Here is a 16803-nt window from a genome sequence, read left to right as displayed (position 1 = left end):
GCTGACGGCCGTGCCTTCGGCAGGGGTCAGAGCCAGCCGGACTTCTTGAACTGCCGGTAGAGGATCACGCACACGATCGCGATCGTCGCCAGCGCCATGGGATAGCCGTAGTGCCACTCCAGCTCGGGCATGTTCTTGAAGTTCATGCCCCAGATGCCGGCGAAGGCGCTGATGACGGCGAAGATCCCGGCCCAGGCCGCCAGCCGCTTGTTCACGACCGACTCCTCGATCGCGACCATCGCGAGGTTGACCTGGATCGCGGTGCCGATGGTGTCGCGCAGGTTGTCGAGCGAGCCGTTCATGCGCAGCAGGTGGTCGAAGACGTCACGGAAGTACTCGCGGTTGTTCTCGCAGACGGTCGGCACGCGGCCGCTGAACAGCTTGTGCACGGCGTCGATCAGCGGTGTCACGGCGTGGCGCACCACGCCGCTCTCGCGCTTGAGTTCGTACAGGCGCTGGATGTTGGACTGCGAGGTGCCGGGGTCGAACATCTGGTCCTCGAGCTCCTCGAGTTCCGTCTCGAGCCGGTCGATGATGGGGAAGTAGCGGTCGACCACCGCGTCGAGCAGCGCGTAGAAGACGAAGGCTGGCCCGTGGCGCAGCAACTGCGGCTCGCGCTCGGAGCGTTCGCGCACCTGCAGCAGGTTCTGGTTGCTGCGGTTGCGCACCGACAGCACGAACTTCGGGCCGACGAAGATGTCGACCTCGCCGGTGGTGATCTGGTCCGTGGGCGTCATCTCGACGGTGTGCACGACCGCGAACAGCGTGTCGCCATACTCCTCGACCTTGGGCCGCTGGTGGCCGTGCAGCGAGTCCTCCACGGCCAGCGGGTGCAGGTCGAACTCCGCCTGCATCGTCGCCATTTCCTCGGGCGTGGCGTCCTTGAGCGCGACCCAGACGAAGCAGCCCGGGCGCGCGAGATAGTTGCTGATCTCCGCGACGGGGATGTCGGCGAGCTTGGTGCCGTTCTCGTAGGCGACGCAGTTGATCAGCATTGGCGGCTTCGGGCAAGGGATCTGCCACTGTAACCAAGACGCCGGACGGGCGCCGAAACCACGCATTTGCGCGGCGCGGTGGCGGTGTCACGCGTGCGTGGGTCAAAATGCGCGCTCGACCAACAGCGCCGGCTCGATCCCGCAGAGACGTTTCCATGAGCAGCAAGCAAGGCGGCGCGGGCCTCGGGGCCATGACGCTGGGCGCACTGGGCGTCGTCTACGGTGACATCGGCACGAGTCCGCTCTATACCCTGCACGAGATCTTCGTGCCGGTCTCCGGAGTCGGCGTGCCGCTCGACACGCACCACCTCATCGGCGCGATCTCGACGATCTTCTGGGGCCTGATGCTCGTCGTCACGCTCAAGTACGTGATCCTGATCCTGCGGGCCGACAACAACGGCGAAGGCGGCGCGATGGCGCTGACCGCGCTCGCGGCCAAGGCGGCCGGCGGCACGCCGCAGCGGCGCACGCTGATCATGCTGGTCGGGATGTTCGGGGCGACGCTGTTCTTCGGCGACAGCGTCATCACGCCGGCGGTCACGGTGATGGGCGCGGTCGAAGGGCTGGAGGTCGTCACGCCGGCGCTGCAGTCCTATGTCGTGCCCTTGTCGGTGCTGATCCTGGTGGCGCTGTTCTCCGCGCAGCGCTTCGGCACCGGCGCGTTCGGCAAGGCGTTCGGGCCGATCCTGGTGGTGTGGTTCAGCCTGCTGGCCATCGTCGGCGCGCTGCACATCTTCCAGGCGCCCGAGATCCTCTTCGCGCTCAACCCGTACTACGCCGGCCAGTTCCTGCTCGATCGCGGCTGGCACGTGCTGGCCGCGCTCGGCGCCATCGTGCTCGCGCTCACCGGCGCCGAGGCGCTGTATGCCGACATGGGCCACTTCGGCAAGACGCCCATCCGCCTGGCCTGGAGCACGATGGTGCTGCCGGCGCTGGCGCTCAACTACATGGGGCAGGGCGCGCTGCTGATTCGCGACCCGGGCGCGATCGAGAACCCGTTCTTCCGCCTGTTCCCGTCGACCTGGGTGCTGCCGGTGGTGGCGTTCGCCGCGGTGGCCGCGGTCATCGCCTCGCAGGCCGTGATCTCCGGCGCGTTCTCGATGGCCAAGCAGGCGATCCAGCTCGGCTTCCTGCCGCGCATGGAGGTCGTCTACACCTCGGTGCGCGAGGCCGGCCAGATCTACCTGCCGCGCGTCAACTGGGCGCTGATGGTGGCGGTGATCTGCGCGGTCGTGGGCTTCGGCAGCGTGTCGGCGCTCACGTCGGCGTACGGTATCGCGGTCACGGTGACGATGCTGATCGACACCACGCTCACCTACTTCGTCGTGCGCTACGGCTGGGGCTTCCCGTTGTGGATCGCGCTGTCCGCCACGGGCTTCTTCATGCTGCTGGACGGGCTGCTCGTCGCGGCCTGCTCGCTGAAGTTCCTGCACGGCGGCTGGTTCCCGCTGCTGCTGGCGATGGTGATGTTCGCGATCATGTCGACGTGGAAGCGCGGGCGCGAACTGCTGCTCGAGAGCATCCGCCGCGACGACCCCGACCTGATCCCGTTCATCACGGCACTGGCCTCCGACGACATCGTGCGCACGCCGCGCACGGCGGTCTTCACCGTGGCCAACGTCGGCACCGTGCCGCAGGCGCTGCTGCACAACCTGAAGCACAACCAGGTGTTGCACGAGACCAACGTCATCCTCACGGTCAAGTTCCACGAGGTGCCGTGGATCCCGTTCGCGGACCGCGTGCAGGTCGAGCCGCTGGCGCGCGGCTTCTGGCGCGTGACGGTCAACTACGGCTTCAAGAACACGCCCGACATCCCGCAGGCCCTGACGCTGTGCCGCCCGCACGGCCTCGAGGTGGAGGAGTTCACCACCAGCTACTTCCTCAGCCGCGAGGTGGTGGTGCCCACGCGCGGCGACGGCATGGCGCACTGGCGCGAGCGCCTGTTCGCCGCGATGACGCGCAACGCCGGCAGCGTGGTGGAGTTCTTCCGCCTGCCCAACAACTCGGTGATCGAGCTGGGCACGCGCGTGCAGATCTGAACGGATCGAACGCGGCGCCGCAGACAGCGTTTCGACAGCCTTCGTAACGTTGTGCATCGCGTGCGCATTTGTGCCTTGTCGAGCGCGTAACACGCGTCGCGGGCCACGGATCCGTCTCAGAAGTTTGTGTCAGGGTCGATAAGAACCGGAGATGCGCGACGCATTCCGGAAACCTCCGGAGCTCGGCGTGCATGGCCCTTCACCTGCACGCCAACGGAGACTCCGCATGCGCCTGTTCGACCGATCGTTCGTTCCTTCCCTGCTGGGCGCCGCCGCGCTCGCGACGCTGTCCGCCTGCGGCGGCGGCTCCGACGCCTCGGCCCCGCCGGTGACGCCCACGCCGCCCGTCGCCCCGACGGCGACGCACCTGACCGGCACGGCCGCGGTCGGCGCTCCGATGACGCAGGGCAAGCTGCGGATCCTCGACTCGACCGGCGCCGTCGTGGCGCACGACATCGCGATCAACGCCGACGGCACCTACGACGCGGGCGAGCTGACCGGCACCGGCCCCTGGCGCGTCGAGGCCTGCGGCTACACCGGCGCCAACTACGGCTGCATCTACGCGGTGGCCCAGGCCGCCGGCACCGCCAACGTCACGCCGCTGACCAGCGCGATGATCACGCTGGCCACCGGCCAGACCCCGGACACGCTGATGGCCGACGGCGCCAGCGCCCCGAGCACGACGGCGCTGAACGCCGCGCAGACGCAGTTGCAGACCGGCCTGGCCGGCACGCTGAACGACGCCGGCGTCGCCGCGAACTTCGACTTCACGACCGGCTCGCTGGCCGCCGGCACGCGCAGCGGCTACGACCGCATCCTCGACGCCGTCAACGTCACCACGGGCCAGGACTCCGGCGCCTTCGTGCAGGTGCAGCCGCGCCTGGGCGACGGCAACCTGTACCTGACCACCGGCACCACGACAGGCTCGATCACGACCTCCCCCGCCGCCGCCGCGCTGCCGCTGGGCGGCCTCGAGACGCTGTTCAACAAGATGACCGCGGCCGCCGTGTCGGCGACGACCTGCACCGACCCCGGCATCGGCCTGACCACCGTCGTCTCCAGCGACGCCCATATGAGCATGGACGACAGCGGCGGCCTCGACGGCGGCGCGCAGGTCGCCGCCGGCCTGTGCCAGTTCTTCGGCCATGGCGACGGCGATTCCGGCGCGATGTGGGGCTCGAAGTTCGTCAGCCCGGTGCTGGGGCGCTGCGACGTCACCGGCACCGACCCGCTGTGCGCGGTCAGCTTCGCGATCCAGGCCACGGACGGCAGCGTCCAGGACGTGGGCTCCGGCATGGGCGTGGTCTATCGCGACAAGCACTGGCAGTTCTACGGCGACCTGCTGCCGATCGCGATCAACGCCAACGCCGCCGTGCAGCGCGGCGTGCGCGTCGACGACGCGAGCACGCCGGTCCAGTACTCGCGCGCGCTGCAATTCGACATCGCCCGCACCGAGGGCGTGGCCTGCGCGGTTCTGAAGTCGCGCGACGATGCGCATTCCACGATCGCGATCTACAAGGTCTACTCGCCGGACGGCCAGCGCATGTCGCTGTGGACGAGCGACGGCATGAGCAACACCGTCAGCACCGACCCGAACGTCGGCCAGCTGCGCGGCAGCGACGACACCTGGATGCAACTGCCGACCGGCACCGCCGGCGACGACCTGATCCGCAGGTTCTATCACTGGGGCCGCACGATCGACGTCTCGCTGTTCTCCGATGCCGGCTGCGGCACGCCGGTCGCGATCCAGGGCAAGAGCACGTTCCCCGTCGATATCGACGGCATGCCGCCCGTGGACTCGGCGATGCCCAGCCTGGCGTGGGGCTCGCTCACCGCGGACACCGTGACCGCGCTCGAATCGCTCGCGCTGGCCGACGGCACGACGGGCTCGTTCACCGGCTCGTGGACGTTCACCGACGGCGTGACGGGCTTCGAGGAGAACACGGTCTGCTCCGCAGGCAACTGCGGCGACGGCAGCGACGTTCGCCTCGGCCAGACGCGCCTGCATCCGGGCGTGCGCACGAACACGACGCCGATCCACGCGCCGGCCGGCGGCCTCGCCGCGGGGGACTTCAAGATGTTCATCCTCGGTGGCCGCGATGCGTCCGGCATGAACATCGAGAGCTCGTTCTTCAGCTGCACGTCGCAGGCCGCCGGCCAGATGTGCGGCCAGGGCCCGGCGCCGATCGGCGGCACGGCGCCGACGCAGGGCGGCGACGGTGGGAACGGCGGCAGCGGCGGTGTCTGCAACGCCGGCGACAACAACTGCGCCGGCAACACCAATCCGGGCACCACGAACCCCGGCCCGAGCGCGGCGCGCAAGCACAGCCATTGATCGCAGGTTGATCGCGTGACGCGAGGCCTCCGGTTCCGGCCGGGGGCCTCGTCGTCTTCAGTGCCGGCTCTGAATCATCTGCAGCGAGACGTTGTCCGGCGCCTGGGCCTCGTCGGCGACGCGCGTTCGGTTGCGGCCGGCGTGCTTGGCCGTGTAGAGCGCCTGGTCGGCCTGTGCGATCAGGTCCTCGATGCTGTCGCAGCCCGCCGCGACCGCGGCTACGCCGATGCTGACGCTGACCTCCTGCAGCGCGCACGGCAGCCTCGGCGCGCCGGGAACGGGCTCGCCGACGGCCACGCGCAGGCGTTCGGCGATGGCGGCGGCCGTCAGCAGGTCGGTCTCGGGCAGGATCGCGACGAACTCGTCGCCGCCGTAGCGGCCGAACAGGTCGGTGCAGCGCAGGACGGCCTGGCCGTGGCTGGCGACGTGGCACAGCACCGCGTCGCCGGCGGCGTGGCCGTGGCTGTCGTTGATCGTCTTGAAGCGATCGATGTCGACGAGGAAGGCGGCGGTGTGCGTGCCCTGGCGCCGCGCCAGCTGCAGGTCGCGCCGGGCCTGCGTGTAGAGCGCGCCGCGCGACAGCGCGCCCGTGAGGTGGTCGGTGCGCGCGAGCTGCAGCACCCATTCGTACATGCGGTCGGTGATGAGCAGCACGAAGCCGATGTTGCAGAACACGTCCATGATCACCAGTGCGCCCATGTAAGCGGCGACGGTCGGATCGTGCAGGTCGATGACGGGCGCACCGGGCGGCAGGTGCGCGGTCGTCCACAGCCGCCAGACGTTGGCCAGCGCCCAGCCGCCGAGACCCACCATCGTCAGCGCGCGGCTGACGCTCAGCGGCGCGCTGACGGCCAGCGTGTGGGTGCCCCAGGCCGCAAGCACCGCCATGCCGCCGACCATGATCATCGCGCGCAGTCGCGGATCGGGCCAGACCAGCAGCGTGCCGGCGATCGCCAGCATCAGCAGGCCGCAGGCCGCGGCCAGCAGCGCGCGCGGCACGGGCTGGTGGTCGAACTGGCGCAGCGCGGCGACGCTGGTCGTGCGTCCGATCAGCATCGCCCAGTTGCCGACGATGGCCGGCACCCACACCGGCACGTGGCCCTGCAGCATGTGCGCGGCCGCGGCGCCACCGAGCAGCAGGTTGGAGATGGCCCACAGGCGCAGGCCCGGCATCGGCTGGCGCAGGCGGCGTTCGAGCGCCAGCACCACGATGCTGAACACCACGCACAACGCGGCCACGACCGCGAGCAGCGATCGGCCGTCGATCGTCATGGCAGTGCGTCCGCTGGCGATTCTTTGCGCCGGTGCATCCGTGAGTACCTCCAGCCAAAAATTCTAGGCCGCGATCGTCGCGCCGGGCTGACTATTTGTGGGGGTATGTTGTGCTCGACCGCAGGGCGTTGCGCAACACCGGCGCGAGCGCGGCGACCAGCGGCCCGATGTGCTCCGCCGGCGTGGCCGCGAAGGACAGCACGAGACCGCGCCACGCCACGCGCATCGCGTAGACCGACAGCGGGATCGCCGTGACGCCGTGCGCGATCGCCTCGCGCGCGACGGCGCGGTCGTCGACGTCGGCGGGCAGCGCGAGCGTCAGGTGCACGCCGCGCGCGCCGGACACCACGCTGAGCCTGTGCGACGCGAACTCGCCGGGCAGCGCGTCGACCAGCGCGCGCAGCATCGCGTCGCGCCGCAGCGCGTACTCGCGCCGCAGCGTGCGCACGTGCGCCGCGTAGTGGCCTTCGCGCATGAAGTCGGCAAGCACCTGCTGCACGATCTGGTCGCCGTCGCGGTAGAAGTCGGCCGAGGCGTCGGCGAACACGCGCTGCAGGCCCTGCGGCACGACGAGGAAGGCGACGCGGATGCCCGGATAGACCGTCTTCGAGAACGTGCCGAGGTAGATCACGCGGCCGGCGCCGTCCTGGCCCTGCAGCGACGGGAAGGGCGCGCCCTGGTAGCGGTATTCGCTGTCGTAGTCGTCCTCCAGCAGCAGCGTGTCGTGGCGCGCCGCGAACTGCAGCCACTCCAGCCGGCGCGCGAGCGGCATCACGCCGCCGGTGGGGAACTGGTTCGACGGCGTCAGGTACGCCAGCCGCGGCGCGCGCTGGCCCTTGCGCAGCACGGGCACCGGCAGGCCGTGGGCGTCGACGGGCACGGGCTGCAGGCGCAGGCCGTGGTCGGACAGCACCTGCGTCGCGGCCCAGTAGCCGGGGTCCTCCAGCAGCACGGCGTCGCCCGGGTCGCACATCAGGCGCGCGACGAGGTCGATCGACTCGCCGGTGCCGTCGGTGATGATCACCTGGTCGGGCGCGCAGCGCACGCCGCGCGTCGCGCGCACGTGCTCGGCGATCGACTGGCGCAGCTCGGGCGCGCCGCCGGGCTCGCCCTGTTCGAGCTGCACCGGGTCGGCGCGGCGCAGCTGGCGCTGTTGCAGCCGGTTCCACAGCCGGTGCGGGAACAGCGCGAAGTCGAACTGGCCGGGGCAGAACGGCTGGCGCGTCCAGAACTCGTGCAGCGGATGGCTGTGATAGCGGCGGCCGCGGCGCGAGAACGCGAGCGGCGCGGCCGTCCGCTGTTCGACGGCCTGCATCGGCCTGGCCGCGACGGGCAGCGCGTCGGGCGCGATGCGGCAGACGTAGGTGCCCGAGCCGTGTCCCGCGACGACGAAGCCCTCGGCGCGCAGCTGCTCGTAGACCGGCACGACCGTGTTGCGCGCGATGCGCAGCGCCTGCGCCAGCGCGCGCGTGGACGGCAGCCGGTGCGCCGGCGGCACGACGCGGTCGAGGATGGCGCGCCTGATCAACTGCGTCAGGCGCGCGCCGATCGCCAGCGCCAGTTCGTCGCCGGCCGGATGCGCCCACGCGTGCTGCAGCCAGTCGACGAGCGCGTCGGCGCGGGCGTTGGCGGCGGTGGGGGGGCTGGACGACGGCATGGGCGGTGCGCGCATCGTACGCTCTTCGGGACGGAAGTGGCCCAGGCCATGTACCGCCAAGTGGCCCTTCCGGGTGGGCCACTCGCTGGGTAAGCTGTCGCCCATGAACGCTCCGACCGCTTTCACCTCCACCTCGGCGCTCGTCGCGCCGGAACGCGACGCCGTGCGCGCCGCGCTGGTCCAGCTCTCCGACGCGCTGGGCGGCGTGCCCGTGACGGCCGTCGAATGCGCCGTCGGCGACTTCACGTCAGTGGCGCGCGGCAAGTCCGTCGGGCACCAGGATTTCGTCGGCATGGCCGGCTGCAAGCTGCCCTCGGTGGTGTTCGGCCTGACGCTGACCGCCGGCGAGCCCGAGGCCGTGTTCGGTCCGCTGCTGCCGGCGTCCTACCTCGACATCAGCCTGGTGCCGGACCTCGCGACGCTCTGCCCGCAGCCGGGCCGCAAGGGCACCGGCGCCGTCATCTGCGAGCCGGTCGGCCCGCTGCAGGCCGAACGCTACGGCCGCGCGATCTGCGCCAGCGAGCTGTCGCCGCGCGCGGCACTGCGCCGCGTGCTGGCGCGCCTCGACAAGGCCGGCCTCGTGGCCACCGTCGCGCCCGAGCTGGAGCTGTTCCTCGTCGACCGCCGCGATGTCGACGGCCAGGTCGGACTGCACGCTCCCGCGTCCCGCGCGGGCGCCCCCGCGCGCGAGCGCGCCTGCGAGGCCTACTCGCTCGAACGCACCGGCCACTTCGCCGACTACTTCGACACACTGTTCGCCGCCTGCCACCTGCAGGGCATCCCGGTCTGCGGCCACGCGCACGAGGCCGCGTACTCGCAGTACGAAGTCAACTTCATGCCCGGCGAGCCGCTGGCGCAGGCCGACGCGGTGTTCCGCTTCAAGCGCCTCGCGCGCCAGGTGGCCGCGCAGTTCGGCTTCCTCGCGACGTTCGCGCCCAAGCCCTTCCTCGACCAGCCCGGCACCGGCATGCACTGGCACTTCAGCGTTCATGACAGCCCGGCCCGCTCGGCTCCCCGCCCCCAAGGGGCTCACGCCGGCTCGCTCCGGAGCGGCCGAGCGCTTGCCGGCGAAGGCCCCGATCTTTCCGGCGCGCACACCAATGCATTCGCCCATCCCGATGGCCGCGACAAGGACGCGCTCGGCGCCTTCATCGGCGGACTGCAGCGCCACGCCGACGCCGCGATGGCCTTCTTCGCGCCGCACGACATGGCCTTCGACCGCATCCGCCTGTCGAACGCATCGCCGTCGTCGGCGAGCTGGGGCCACGACGACCGCGCCGTCGCCTTCCGCGTCCCGCAGGCGAGCGCGCAGAACCGCCGCATCGAGAACCGCCTGCCGGGTGGTGACGCGAACCCGTACCTGATCGTCGCCGCGACGCTGGGCCTGGGCCTGGCCGGCATCGAGCAGGGCCTCGCGCCGGCGGGCATGTCGGCGGGTGTCGCGCTGCCGCGCACGCTGCCCGAGGCCTGCGACGCGCTCGAGGCCAGTGCGCTGATGCGCGAGCTGTTCGGCGATCCGCTGGTCGACCTGTTCGTCGCGCTCAAGCGCCACGAGAGCGCCGAGCGCCACGCCGCGGCCGATCCGCGCCATCACTGGGATCTCGTGCACCTGATCGAGCTCGCCTGACCCGTCTTCAAGTTTCACCAGAGATTCCCATGTTCCGTTCCGACCCCGACTACATCGACTCTTACTACGCGGCCACCTCGCGCCACCTGCAGTCGACGCGCCCGTCGCTGCAGCAGAACCTCGACGTGGATGTCTGCGTCGTCGGCGCCGGCTTCTTCGGCCTCTACAGCGCGATGGAGCTGGCCAAGGCCGGCAAGCGCGTGGCCATCGTCGAGGCGAGCCGCATCGGCTGGGGCGCGTCGGGGCGCAACGGCGGGCAGATGATCATCGGCTTCCCGTGCGGCATGCAGCGCCTGAAGGGCGTGATGGGCCAGGAACGTGCCAAGCGCATGTTCGACGCCTCGCGCGAGGCGGTGGCCGACATCCGCGGCATCATGGCCGAGCACCGCATCGACTGCGACCTGGTGCAGGGCCACCTCGAAGTCGCCGTGCTCCAGCGCCGCGTCGCCGACCTCACGGGCTGGATCGAGGAGTGCGTCAACGAGTGGGGCTACGACAAGCTGCAGCTGGTCGAGAAGAAGGACATGCCCAGGTACATCGACTCGCCGCGCTTCCAGGCCGGCATCATCGACCCCGAGGGCTGCCACATCCATCCGCTCAAGTACGTGCTGGGGCTGGCGCGCGCGGTCGAGAAGCTGGGCGTGTCGATCTACGAGCAGAGCAAGGCCGACCGCTACGTCGAGAAGGCGGACCACATCGAGGTGCAGGTCGGCCCGCACACCGTGCGGTGCGGCCAGCTCGTGCTGGCCACCAACGCCTACGTCGACAAGCTCGACCCCCGGCTCGCATCGCGCACGCTGCCGGTGGGCACCTTCATCGGCGTCACCGCGCCGCTGGGCGAGGCGATGGCGCGCAGCCTGATCCCGCACAACCACGCGGTCTACGACAACCAGTTCATCCTCGAGTACTTCCGCATGACCGCCGATCACCGCCTGCTGTTCGGCGGCAAGTGCACCTATCTCGGCGGCACGCCGCCCAACCTGCCGGCAGCCATGCGCCGCAACATCTCGCGCGTGTTCCCGCAACTGGCGGACGTGCGGATGGACTACGCGTGGGGCGGCCACATCGACATCACGATGCGCCGCATGCCCGACTGGGGCCAGCGCAACGGCCGGGTGTTCTGGGCCCAGGGCTTCTGCGGCCACGGCCTGGTGCCCACGCGCGTCGCGGCCAAGGTCGTCACCGACAAGATGCTGCGCAAGTCCGACGAGCTCGACTGGTTCGCGCCCATCGTCAACCCACCGTTCCCGGGCGGGGAGGCGATCGGCGGGCTGATGCAGGCCGTGGGCATGACGTACTACCGCGCGCGCGACTTCGTCTGAGCATCGCGGGTCGCGCCCGAGCCTACCCGGCCTCGAGGCCTGCGAGACTGCAGCATGCGCCGACTCGCACCCGTCCTCGCCATCGTGGCCCTCGCCGCCGCCGTCCTGCCACGCCTCGCCGCCGCCGATGACACGCCGCGCGAGCGGGTAAGGGCGCTGGAGCCGGACAGTCTCGACCGCAAGCTCGCGCGTTTCACGGCCCTGGCGCGGCTGCAGGCGCCGCAGCCCGCGGGCGCCTTCGAGCTGCGGATCTGGCGGGTCAGCGCTTCGCACGAGTTCGGAGCGCTGTTCGCAGACGGCCAGTGGCGCTTCCTGGGGCCCGGGCCCGTGCAGGAGCGCGACACGCGCGACGTCGTCCGCCGCGAGGAGACCATCGTGACCGTCAAGGCGCCGGACGCCGCGGTCGTCGAGTCCACCCGGGCCTTGATGGCCTTCGATCACCGCATGGTCTCCTGCGACAACATGCTGGATGGCGTCTTCGTGGTCGTCCAGGCCTCCGTCGACGGGCATCCGCTCCTGCTGGGCGCTGCCAATCCGATGTGGTGCCGCGGCGAGATGGCGGCGCGCGTCACGAGCTTGCTGGATGCGGTCGATGCAGTGCAGGCGCCCTACCGGGTCGCGCCCGACTGATCTTGCGATTGCCGCGGACCTCGCGCGGATGCGCCGCACGAGGTTCACCGCATTGCCAGCGGCGCACGGATGCGCCAGCATGCCCGCATGAACATCTCCACGCGACTTCCCTCCCTGCGCGCCGCGCTTGCCGCCGCCGTCATCCTTTCCGTTGCCGGCCGTGCCGCCGCGGTCGATCCCGCCGCGGGCGCGGCCTCCGCGCCGGCGTCCGAGGCGCTGCGTGCCCACATCGTCGAGATGATCGGCGACGCCGCCTGTGACGGCCAGGGCCAGTGCCACGTCGCAGGCCTCGGCCGGCGGCCGTGCGGCGGCCCGGAGAGTTGGCTGCCCTGGTCGACCAAGACCACCGACTCGCGGGCGCTGCAGGACGCCGTCGTCGAGCTCGCGAAGGCGCGCATCGGCGAGAACAAGGCCGCCGGGCTGCTCTCCGACTGCCAGGTGCGACCCGACCCGAGCGCCGTCTGCCGTCCGCGTGCCGGCGACGGCAAGAAGACGTGCCAGCTGGGGCAGGGCGGCATCGCGTCGCCGATCTGACGCGCCTTCGCCACCAAGGAAAAAGGCCGCCCGTCTCGCGACGCGCGGCCTTTTCGCAGCGGGGCGCCGAGGCGCCCGTGCGGCTTACTTCTTGGTCACGTTGAACTTCTCCGTGGCCACCGGCGTCGGCACGTCGAGCGGGGTGCCCGGCGTCGTGTCGATCGACATCACGGTCGCGGTGGCGACGCTGCCCGATCCGTCGAGGTACTGCACGCCGCCGATGTAGCGGTGGCCGATGGCCAGGCCCGACCAGCTCACGCCGACCGTCGCCGCGCCGCCCGCGAACACGCTGTTGGGCATCAGCACGTTGAACGCGCCGCTCGTGGGGAGATCGCCCGGCGACACGATCCAGCTCGAGAGCTGGTGCGTCGACGCGCCCGAGACGGCCGCATACGAGGCCACGCAGACCTTGTAGTTGCCCGCCGCCGGATCCGCCAGTTCGACCGTCTCGTGCGAGGTGCCGCCTTCCGACGAGACCACGGCGCCGCTCGGCAGCACCACGGCCAGGTCGTTGTCGTCGGTCGCGCCGCTGACGTCGGCCTGGCGCAGCGCGAAGCGCGCCACGATGGCGCCGGCAGGCACCGTGAAGTTGTAGACCTGGATGTTGGCGTTCGACACGGCCGTTGCGCACACGGCCGAGGCGTCGATGGCGGTGTTCGGGTGCAGCGTCACCGGCGAGCCCAGCGTCACGTCCTTCATCCCCTTGAGCGCCACCGACTTCCCGTTGAAACCGGTCGTGATCGAGAAGATCTTGCTGCCGGAGACCGTGGTGGCGCTCTGGTCGGCCGGTGCCGAGATCGACGAGCCGAGGTTGACCTGCAGCGGACTGCGCACGTTGTGCGCGCCGCCGTCGGACCACACCAGCGAGCCGTACTCCCACGTGAACTTCGGCGTCGAGGGGCCCGGCGTGACGGTCACCGTGAACGGCAGCGTCTGGCCCGGGGCCAGCGACAGCGTCGAGGGCGAAACGGCCACGCTGAAGCCGCCGCCCAGCGTCGCGTTCGCCGTGTAGACGGCCGGCGACGTGCCGACGTTGGTGACCGAGCGCTTGACCGTGGTCGTGCCCACCATGGCGCCCAGCGTGATCGAGGGCAGGTTCAGGTTGTACGTCTGGTCGAGCGTGCCGAACGTCGCGCAGTCCGACGCGCTGACGAGGCTCTTCTGCGTCAGGCACTGGTACTTGACGTAGTCGGCCTTGCCCATGTCGTAGACCAGGCCCGGATCGATCGCGTGGTTGGGACTGATGAAGCCGGCACCCTGCGACCACGGCAGCTTGCCGTTCTCCATGCCGGGCAGGCCGTCGTCGAGGGTGTCGAAGGCGGTGGTCATCAGCGCCGACTTGATCGCCGACGGGCTCCAGGCCGGATGCGCCTGCTTCAGCAGCAGCGACACGCCCAGGACGTGCGGCGTGGCCATCGAGGTGCCGTCATACGAGGCCCAGGCCGGACCGGCGGCCAGCGTGCCGGCGGCCAGCTGGTTGCGCTGAGCCTGCGTGTAGCCCGGCGTGACGCTGGCGATGACGCCCACGCCCGGCGCCGCGAGGTCGGGCTTCAGGATGTTGGGGTCGGCCATGTTCGGGCCGCGGCCGGAGAACGAGGCGATCGTCGGCGCCGGCTGGTGGCCGAAGTAGAACGCCGATTCGGCCGCGGTCGGGCTGGCGCCGGCGACGGCGTAGGCCTTGATGGCCGCGCCGTCGGCGGCCGTCACGTGCACCGTGGGCACCGAGTGGACCTCGGACACCAGGCCGGCGCCGTTGTCCATCAGCACCATGCCGACGCCGCCGGCGTTCAGCACGGCCAGGCTCTTGCTGACGCGCGGGCTGGTGCCGCGCGTGCAGATCACGACCTTGCCGGACACCTTGGCCGGATCGAGCGCCACCTGGCCGGCGACCGGCGTCAGGCTGAAGTCGGCCGGGGTGAAGCACAGGCTGGCGTTGCCGCCGCCCACGCCCGCGTCCTCGGCACGGATCAGCGGCGAGGCCGCCAGCGCGCTGGGGTTGAGCGAGGCGCCGGTGTACTTGGCGGCGTTGCCGAGGGTCACGTCGCCTTCGATGATGCGGTCGTGGGTGGCCGCGGCCACCGTCGTCAGCCAGGGGCTCGGGTGGTTGACCGTGTTGGTCGGGCCGTCGTTGCCGGCCGCCGCCGCGACGAACACGCCGGCCAGGGCGGCGCGATAGAACGCCTGTTCCACCATGTCGTTGGTGGTGCCGGTGGAGCCGCTGATCGAGAAGTTGATCGCGTTGACGCCATCCTTGACGGCCTGGTCGATGGCGGCCATCGAGTCGGCGGTCGAGCACGAGTTCTTGTTGGCGGCGCCCGAGACGTACGTGAAGCAGACCTTGTAGGCCGCGATGCGCGCGCGCGGCGCCATGCCCGAGGCTTGGCCCATGGTGATGCCGTTGAGGACGACGGTCACCTTCTCGTTGCCCGCGGCCGTGGAGGCCGTGTGGTCGCCGTGGCCGCCCAGGCCGGTCGCGCCGCCCAGGTCGTCGCGCGGCGAGTTGAAGGCGGTCCAGTCGAGCACGGCGCCGCTGGCGAGCAGGTTGGTGTCGTAGTAGCGGGCGCCGATCAGCTTGTTGTTGCAGGCGTTGGCGGCGACGAACGCGTCGCCGTTGACGCAGGTGCCCGTCCATGTGGCGGGCGGCGGGCCGTAGGCCAGCGTGCCGCCGCTGGCGACCGGCGCGCCGTTGCCGTCGACATGGTCGAAGTACGACGGGCTCTCGGGCCAGATGCCGAGGTCGACGTCGCCCAGGATCATGTTCTCGCCCTTGACCAGCGTGCCGCTGGCGTCCATCTGCGACCAGATGCCGCCGGGGGCCGTCAGGCCGAGGAAGATCGGCGTGGTGATGGTCGCCGGCGAGACCAGCTGGTCTTCCGCGACGCCGACCACGTTGGCGTTGAGCGCCAGCGTGGCGGCCTGCGCGGGCGTCAGGCGCGCGGTGAAGCCGTTGAAGACGGTGTCGTACTGCGAGATCAGCGAGGCGCCGCCGACCGTCGACAGCACCGCGGCCTGCTTGGCGTGCAGCTGGCCGGCCCAGGCGACCGCGGCCGGGCTGCGCGCGTTGAGCTGGGTGCCGGGAGCGGCCTGCGTGGCGGCGTAGCCGGCGGTGGTGCCCTGGTAGGAGGCGACCGGCTCGTCGCGCAGCTGGACGATGTAGACCTTGCTGGTCTGCGCATGGGCCGCCATGCTGGCCAGCAGCGCCAGGCTGGCGAGCGCGGTGGAAGTGAGTTTGTTCGTCATGTTCGTCGTGCTTTCGATGGGGGTTGCAGGCAGACGCTCAGACCGAGCGACGACGACGGGCGGCGCTGCCGACGACGGCCAGGCCGAAGGCCATCAGCGCCCACGACGAAGGTTCCGGGACCGCGAACGTGACGTTGTCCAGCGCGAACTGGCCCAGGTTGCTGCGATCGAGGCTGCACGACCCCAGCGAGCTCGACGAGCAGTAGAACTCGAGGAACTGGTAGTCGGCGAAGCCGCCCTGGTCGATCGTGCCGGTGGTGCCGCCGAAGAGGTCGTTCATCGCGCCGGCGGCCTGGAAGGTCGAGAATGACGTGCTGCCGGAGGCGTCCGGGCCGCTCAGCTTGTAGGCGCCGATCGCGTACGACTTGTCGGCCCGGTCGCCTTCGACCACCAGCAGGCCGAAGGCGCCGTTGGGAACGCCGCCCGCGGGCGCGATGAAGCCGGCATCGAACTGCGTCAGCGTCATGTCGTGCGGGCCCTGCATGTACAGGACGCCCGTGTTGAGCGTCGCGTAATAGTCGGTACTGTCGCCGGTCGGGCAGGCGATGCCCGCCCCGTCGCAGCTGCCACCGGACTTCGGGCCGATCAGCGAGCCGACCAGGCCGGGATCGCTGGAGCCGTTGCCGTCGTAGCCCTGCATGAAAAACGGCCCCTGCGTCAGGATTTCGTTGTTGCTGACCAAGGGCGCGAACGAGAGGCCCGACATGTCGACATTCTCGAAATCGATCACGGAGGCCTGAGCGGCGCCCACACTGAGGACAGTGGCCGCAGCAAGTGCGGTCTTCGCGAAAAGACTCTTCATGGAATCCCTCTTTCCTGGCTTGGTCCGGACAATGCGCGCCCTGTGTGAGGGCGGTCGTATCGGGTCCGCGGAAGGATCCCGACCGCACTGTCCTTGCTCGGATTCCCCTTTCGGGAACCTGAGTGCTCTTTCATTCTGTTGCGATGTGGCAGAGCCCGGGATAGCAAGTTCCCCCAACTACAAACTGGGGAGGGCACGAGGATTGCGCGAAGATTTTCGCCACACGCCGGGCGAGTTGCGCTAGGCGTCGTCTCGTTGCTCATGCAGGGCTGCGGGTTCGCACTTAACCGGATTGGTCAAGACTGCCCGCGCGGTTGCAAAGGCCGCATTCCGGCGCGGCTCGCGCAACG

11 protein-coding genes are annotated in these 16803 nt (G+C 70.5%); 6 read left to right on the top strand and 5 right to left on the bottom strand.

The features are described from left to right. Positions 1-26 precede the first annotated feature (26 nt). Positions 27-995: a magnesium/cobalt transporter CorA gene (gene corA / locus LPC04_RS03495; RefSeq protein WP_275680791.1), complete on the bottom strand. Its 969-nt coding sequence runs from the start codon at positions 993-995 to the stop codon at positions 27-29. 155 nt (positions 996-1150) lie between these two features. Between corA and LPC04_RS03490 the strand changes: the two genes are divergently transcribed. Then, positions 1151-3034, top strand: a complete 1884-nt coding sequence (locus LPC04_RS03490; protein WP_275680790.1) for a potassium transporter Kup — start codon at positions 1151-1153, stop codon at positions 3032-3034. Between the two features lie 226 nt (positions 3035-3260). Next, entirely contained in the window at positions 3261-5369 is a 2109-nt protein-coding gene (locus LPC04_RS03485; RefSeq protein WP_275680789.1) for a hypothetical protein, read from the top strand. 57 nt (positions 5370-5426) lie between these two features. On the opposite strand, the gene LPC04_RS03480 is transcribed toward LPC04_RS03485, so the two are convergent. Beyond that, the gene (locus LPC04_RS03480) at positions 5427-6641 is read right to left on the bottom strand and encodes a GGDEF domain-containing protein (RefSeq protein ID WP_275680788.1); all 1215 of its coding nucleotides are present in this window, start codon (positions 6639-6641) and stop codon (positions 5427-5429) included. Between the two features lie 91 nt (positions 6642-6732). Beyond that, positions 6733-8313 (bottom strand): MocR-like pyridoxine biosynthesis transcription factor PdxR, encoded by a 1581-nt coding sequence (gene pdxR / locus LPC04_RS03475; protein ID WP_275680787.1) that lies wholly within the window; start codon positions 8311-8313, stop codon positions 6733-6735. Between the two features lie 88 nt (positions 8314-8401). On the opposite strand from pdxR, the gene LPC04_RS03470 reads away from it, so the two are divergent. The 4 genes from LPC04_RS03470 (at position 8402) to LPC04_RS03455 (ending at position 12411) form a co-directional block, all read left to right on the top strand. Further along, the gene (locus LPC04_RS03470; RefSeq protein ID WP_275680786.1) at positions 8402-9925 is read left to right on the top strand and encodes a glutamine synthetase family protein; all 1524 of its coding nucleotides are present in this window, start codon (positions 8402-8404) and stop codon (positions 9923-9925) included. 29 nt (positions 9926-9954) lie between these two features. Beyond that, positions 9955-11247, top strand: coding sequence for an NAD(P)/FAD-dependent oxidoreductase (locus tag LPC04_RS03465; protein WP_275680785.1), 1293 nt, complete (start codon positions 9955-9957; stop codon positions 11245-11247). Positions 11248-11301: 54 nt separating this feature from the next. Continuing rightward, entirely contained in the window at positions 11302-11877 is a 576-nt protein-coding gene (locus LPC04_RS03460) for a hypothetical protein (RefSeq protein ID WP_275680784.1), read from the top strand. Positions 11878-11964: 87 nt separating this feature from the next. Then, positions 11965-12411: a hypothetical protein gene (locus LPC04_RS03455; RefSeq protein ID WP_275680783.1), complete on the top strand. Its 447-nt coding sequence runs from the start codon at positions 11965-11967 to the stop codon at positions 12409-12411. An 84-nt stretch (positions 12412-12495) separates the two neighbouring features. On the opposite strand, the gene LPC04_RS03450 is transcribed toward LPC04_RS03455, so the two are convergent. Together LPC04_RS03450 and LPC04_RS03445 are read right to left on the bottom strand one after the other, a co-directional pair. Further along, positions 12496-15651 carry a S8 family serine peptidase gene (locus LPC04_RS03450; RefSeq protein ID WP_275680782.1) on the bottom strand — a complete coding sequence of 1052 codons (3156 nt, stop codon included), beginning with the start codon at positions 15649-15651 and terminating at the stop codon, positions 12496-12498. Positions 15652-15688: 37 nt separating this feature from the next. Continuing rightward, positions 15689-16453: an NF038120 family PEP-CTERM protein gene (locus LPC04_RS03445; protein WP_275680781.1), complete on the bottom strand. Its 765-nt coding sequence runs from the start codon at positions 16451-16453 to the stop codon at positions 15689-15691. Between the last annotated feature and the right edge of the window lie 350 nt (positions 16454-16803).

It is taken from the genome of Scleromatobacter humisilvae, assembly GCF_023231945.1.
GTDB classification, from domain to species: Bacteria; Pseudomonadota; Gammaproteobacteria; order Burkholderiales; family Burkholderiaceae_C; genus Scleromatobacter; species Scleromatobacter humisilvae.
The sequence above is the reverse complement of the archived record's forward strand: the minus strand, read 5'-3'. Positions and strand labels throughout refer to the sequence as shown.

Excerpts from the sequence above, each read along its gene's own strand:
- corA (WP_275680791.1), bottom strand. The coding sequence starts at position 995 with ATGCTGATCAACTGCGTCGCCTACGAGAACGGCACCAAGCTCGCCGAC.
- LPC04_RS03490 (WP_275680790.1), top strand. The coding sequence starts at position 1,151 with ATGAGCAGCAAGCAAGGCGGCGCGGGCCTCGGGGCCATGACGCTGGGC.
- LPC04_RS03485 (WP_275680789.1), top strand. The coding sequence starts at position 3,261 with ATGCGCCTGTTCGACCGATCGTTCGTTCCTTCCCTGCTGGGCGCCGCC.
- LPC04_RS03480 (WP_275680788.1), bottom strand. The coding sequence starts at position 6,641 with ATGACGATCGACGGCCGATCGCTGCTCGCGGTCGTGGCCGCGTTGTGC.
- pdxR (WP_275680787.1), bottom strand. The coding sequence starts at position 8,313 with ATGCGCGCACCGCCCATGCCGTCGTCCAGCCCCCCCACCGCCGCCAAC.
- LPC04_RS03470 (WP_275680786.1), top strand. The coding sequence starts at position 8,402 with ATGAACGCTCCGACCGCTTTCACCTCCACCTCGGCGCTCGTCGCGCCG.
- LPC04_RS03465 (WP_275680785.1), top strand. The coding sequence starts at position 9,955 with ATGTTCCGTTCCGACCCCGACTACATCGACTCTTACTACGCGGCCACC.
- LPC04_RS03460 (WP_275680784.1), top strand. The coding sequence starts at position 11,302 with ATGCGCCGACTCGCACCCGTCCTCGCCATCGTGGCCCTCGCCGCCGCC.
- LPC04_RS03455 (WP_275680783.1), top strand. The coding sequence starts at position 11,965 with ATGAACATCTCCACGCGACTTCCCTCCCTGCGCGCCGCGCTTGCCGCC.
- LPC04_RS03450 (WP_275680782.1), bottom strand. The coding sequence starts at position 15,651 with ATGACGAACAAACTCACTTCCACCGCGCTCGCCAGCCTGGCGCTGCTG.
- LPC04_RS03445 (WP_275680781.1), bottom strand. The coding sequence starts at position 16,453 with ATGAAGAGTCTTTTCGCGAAGACCGCACTTGCTGCGGCCACTGTCCTC.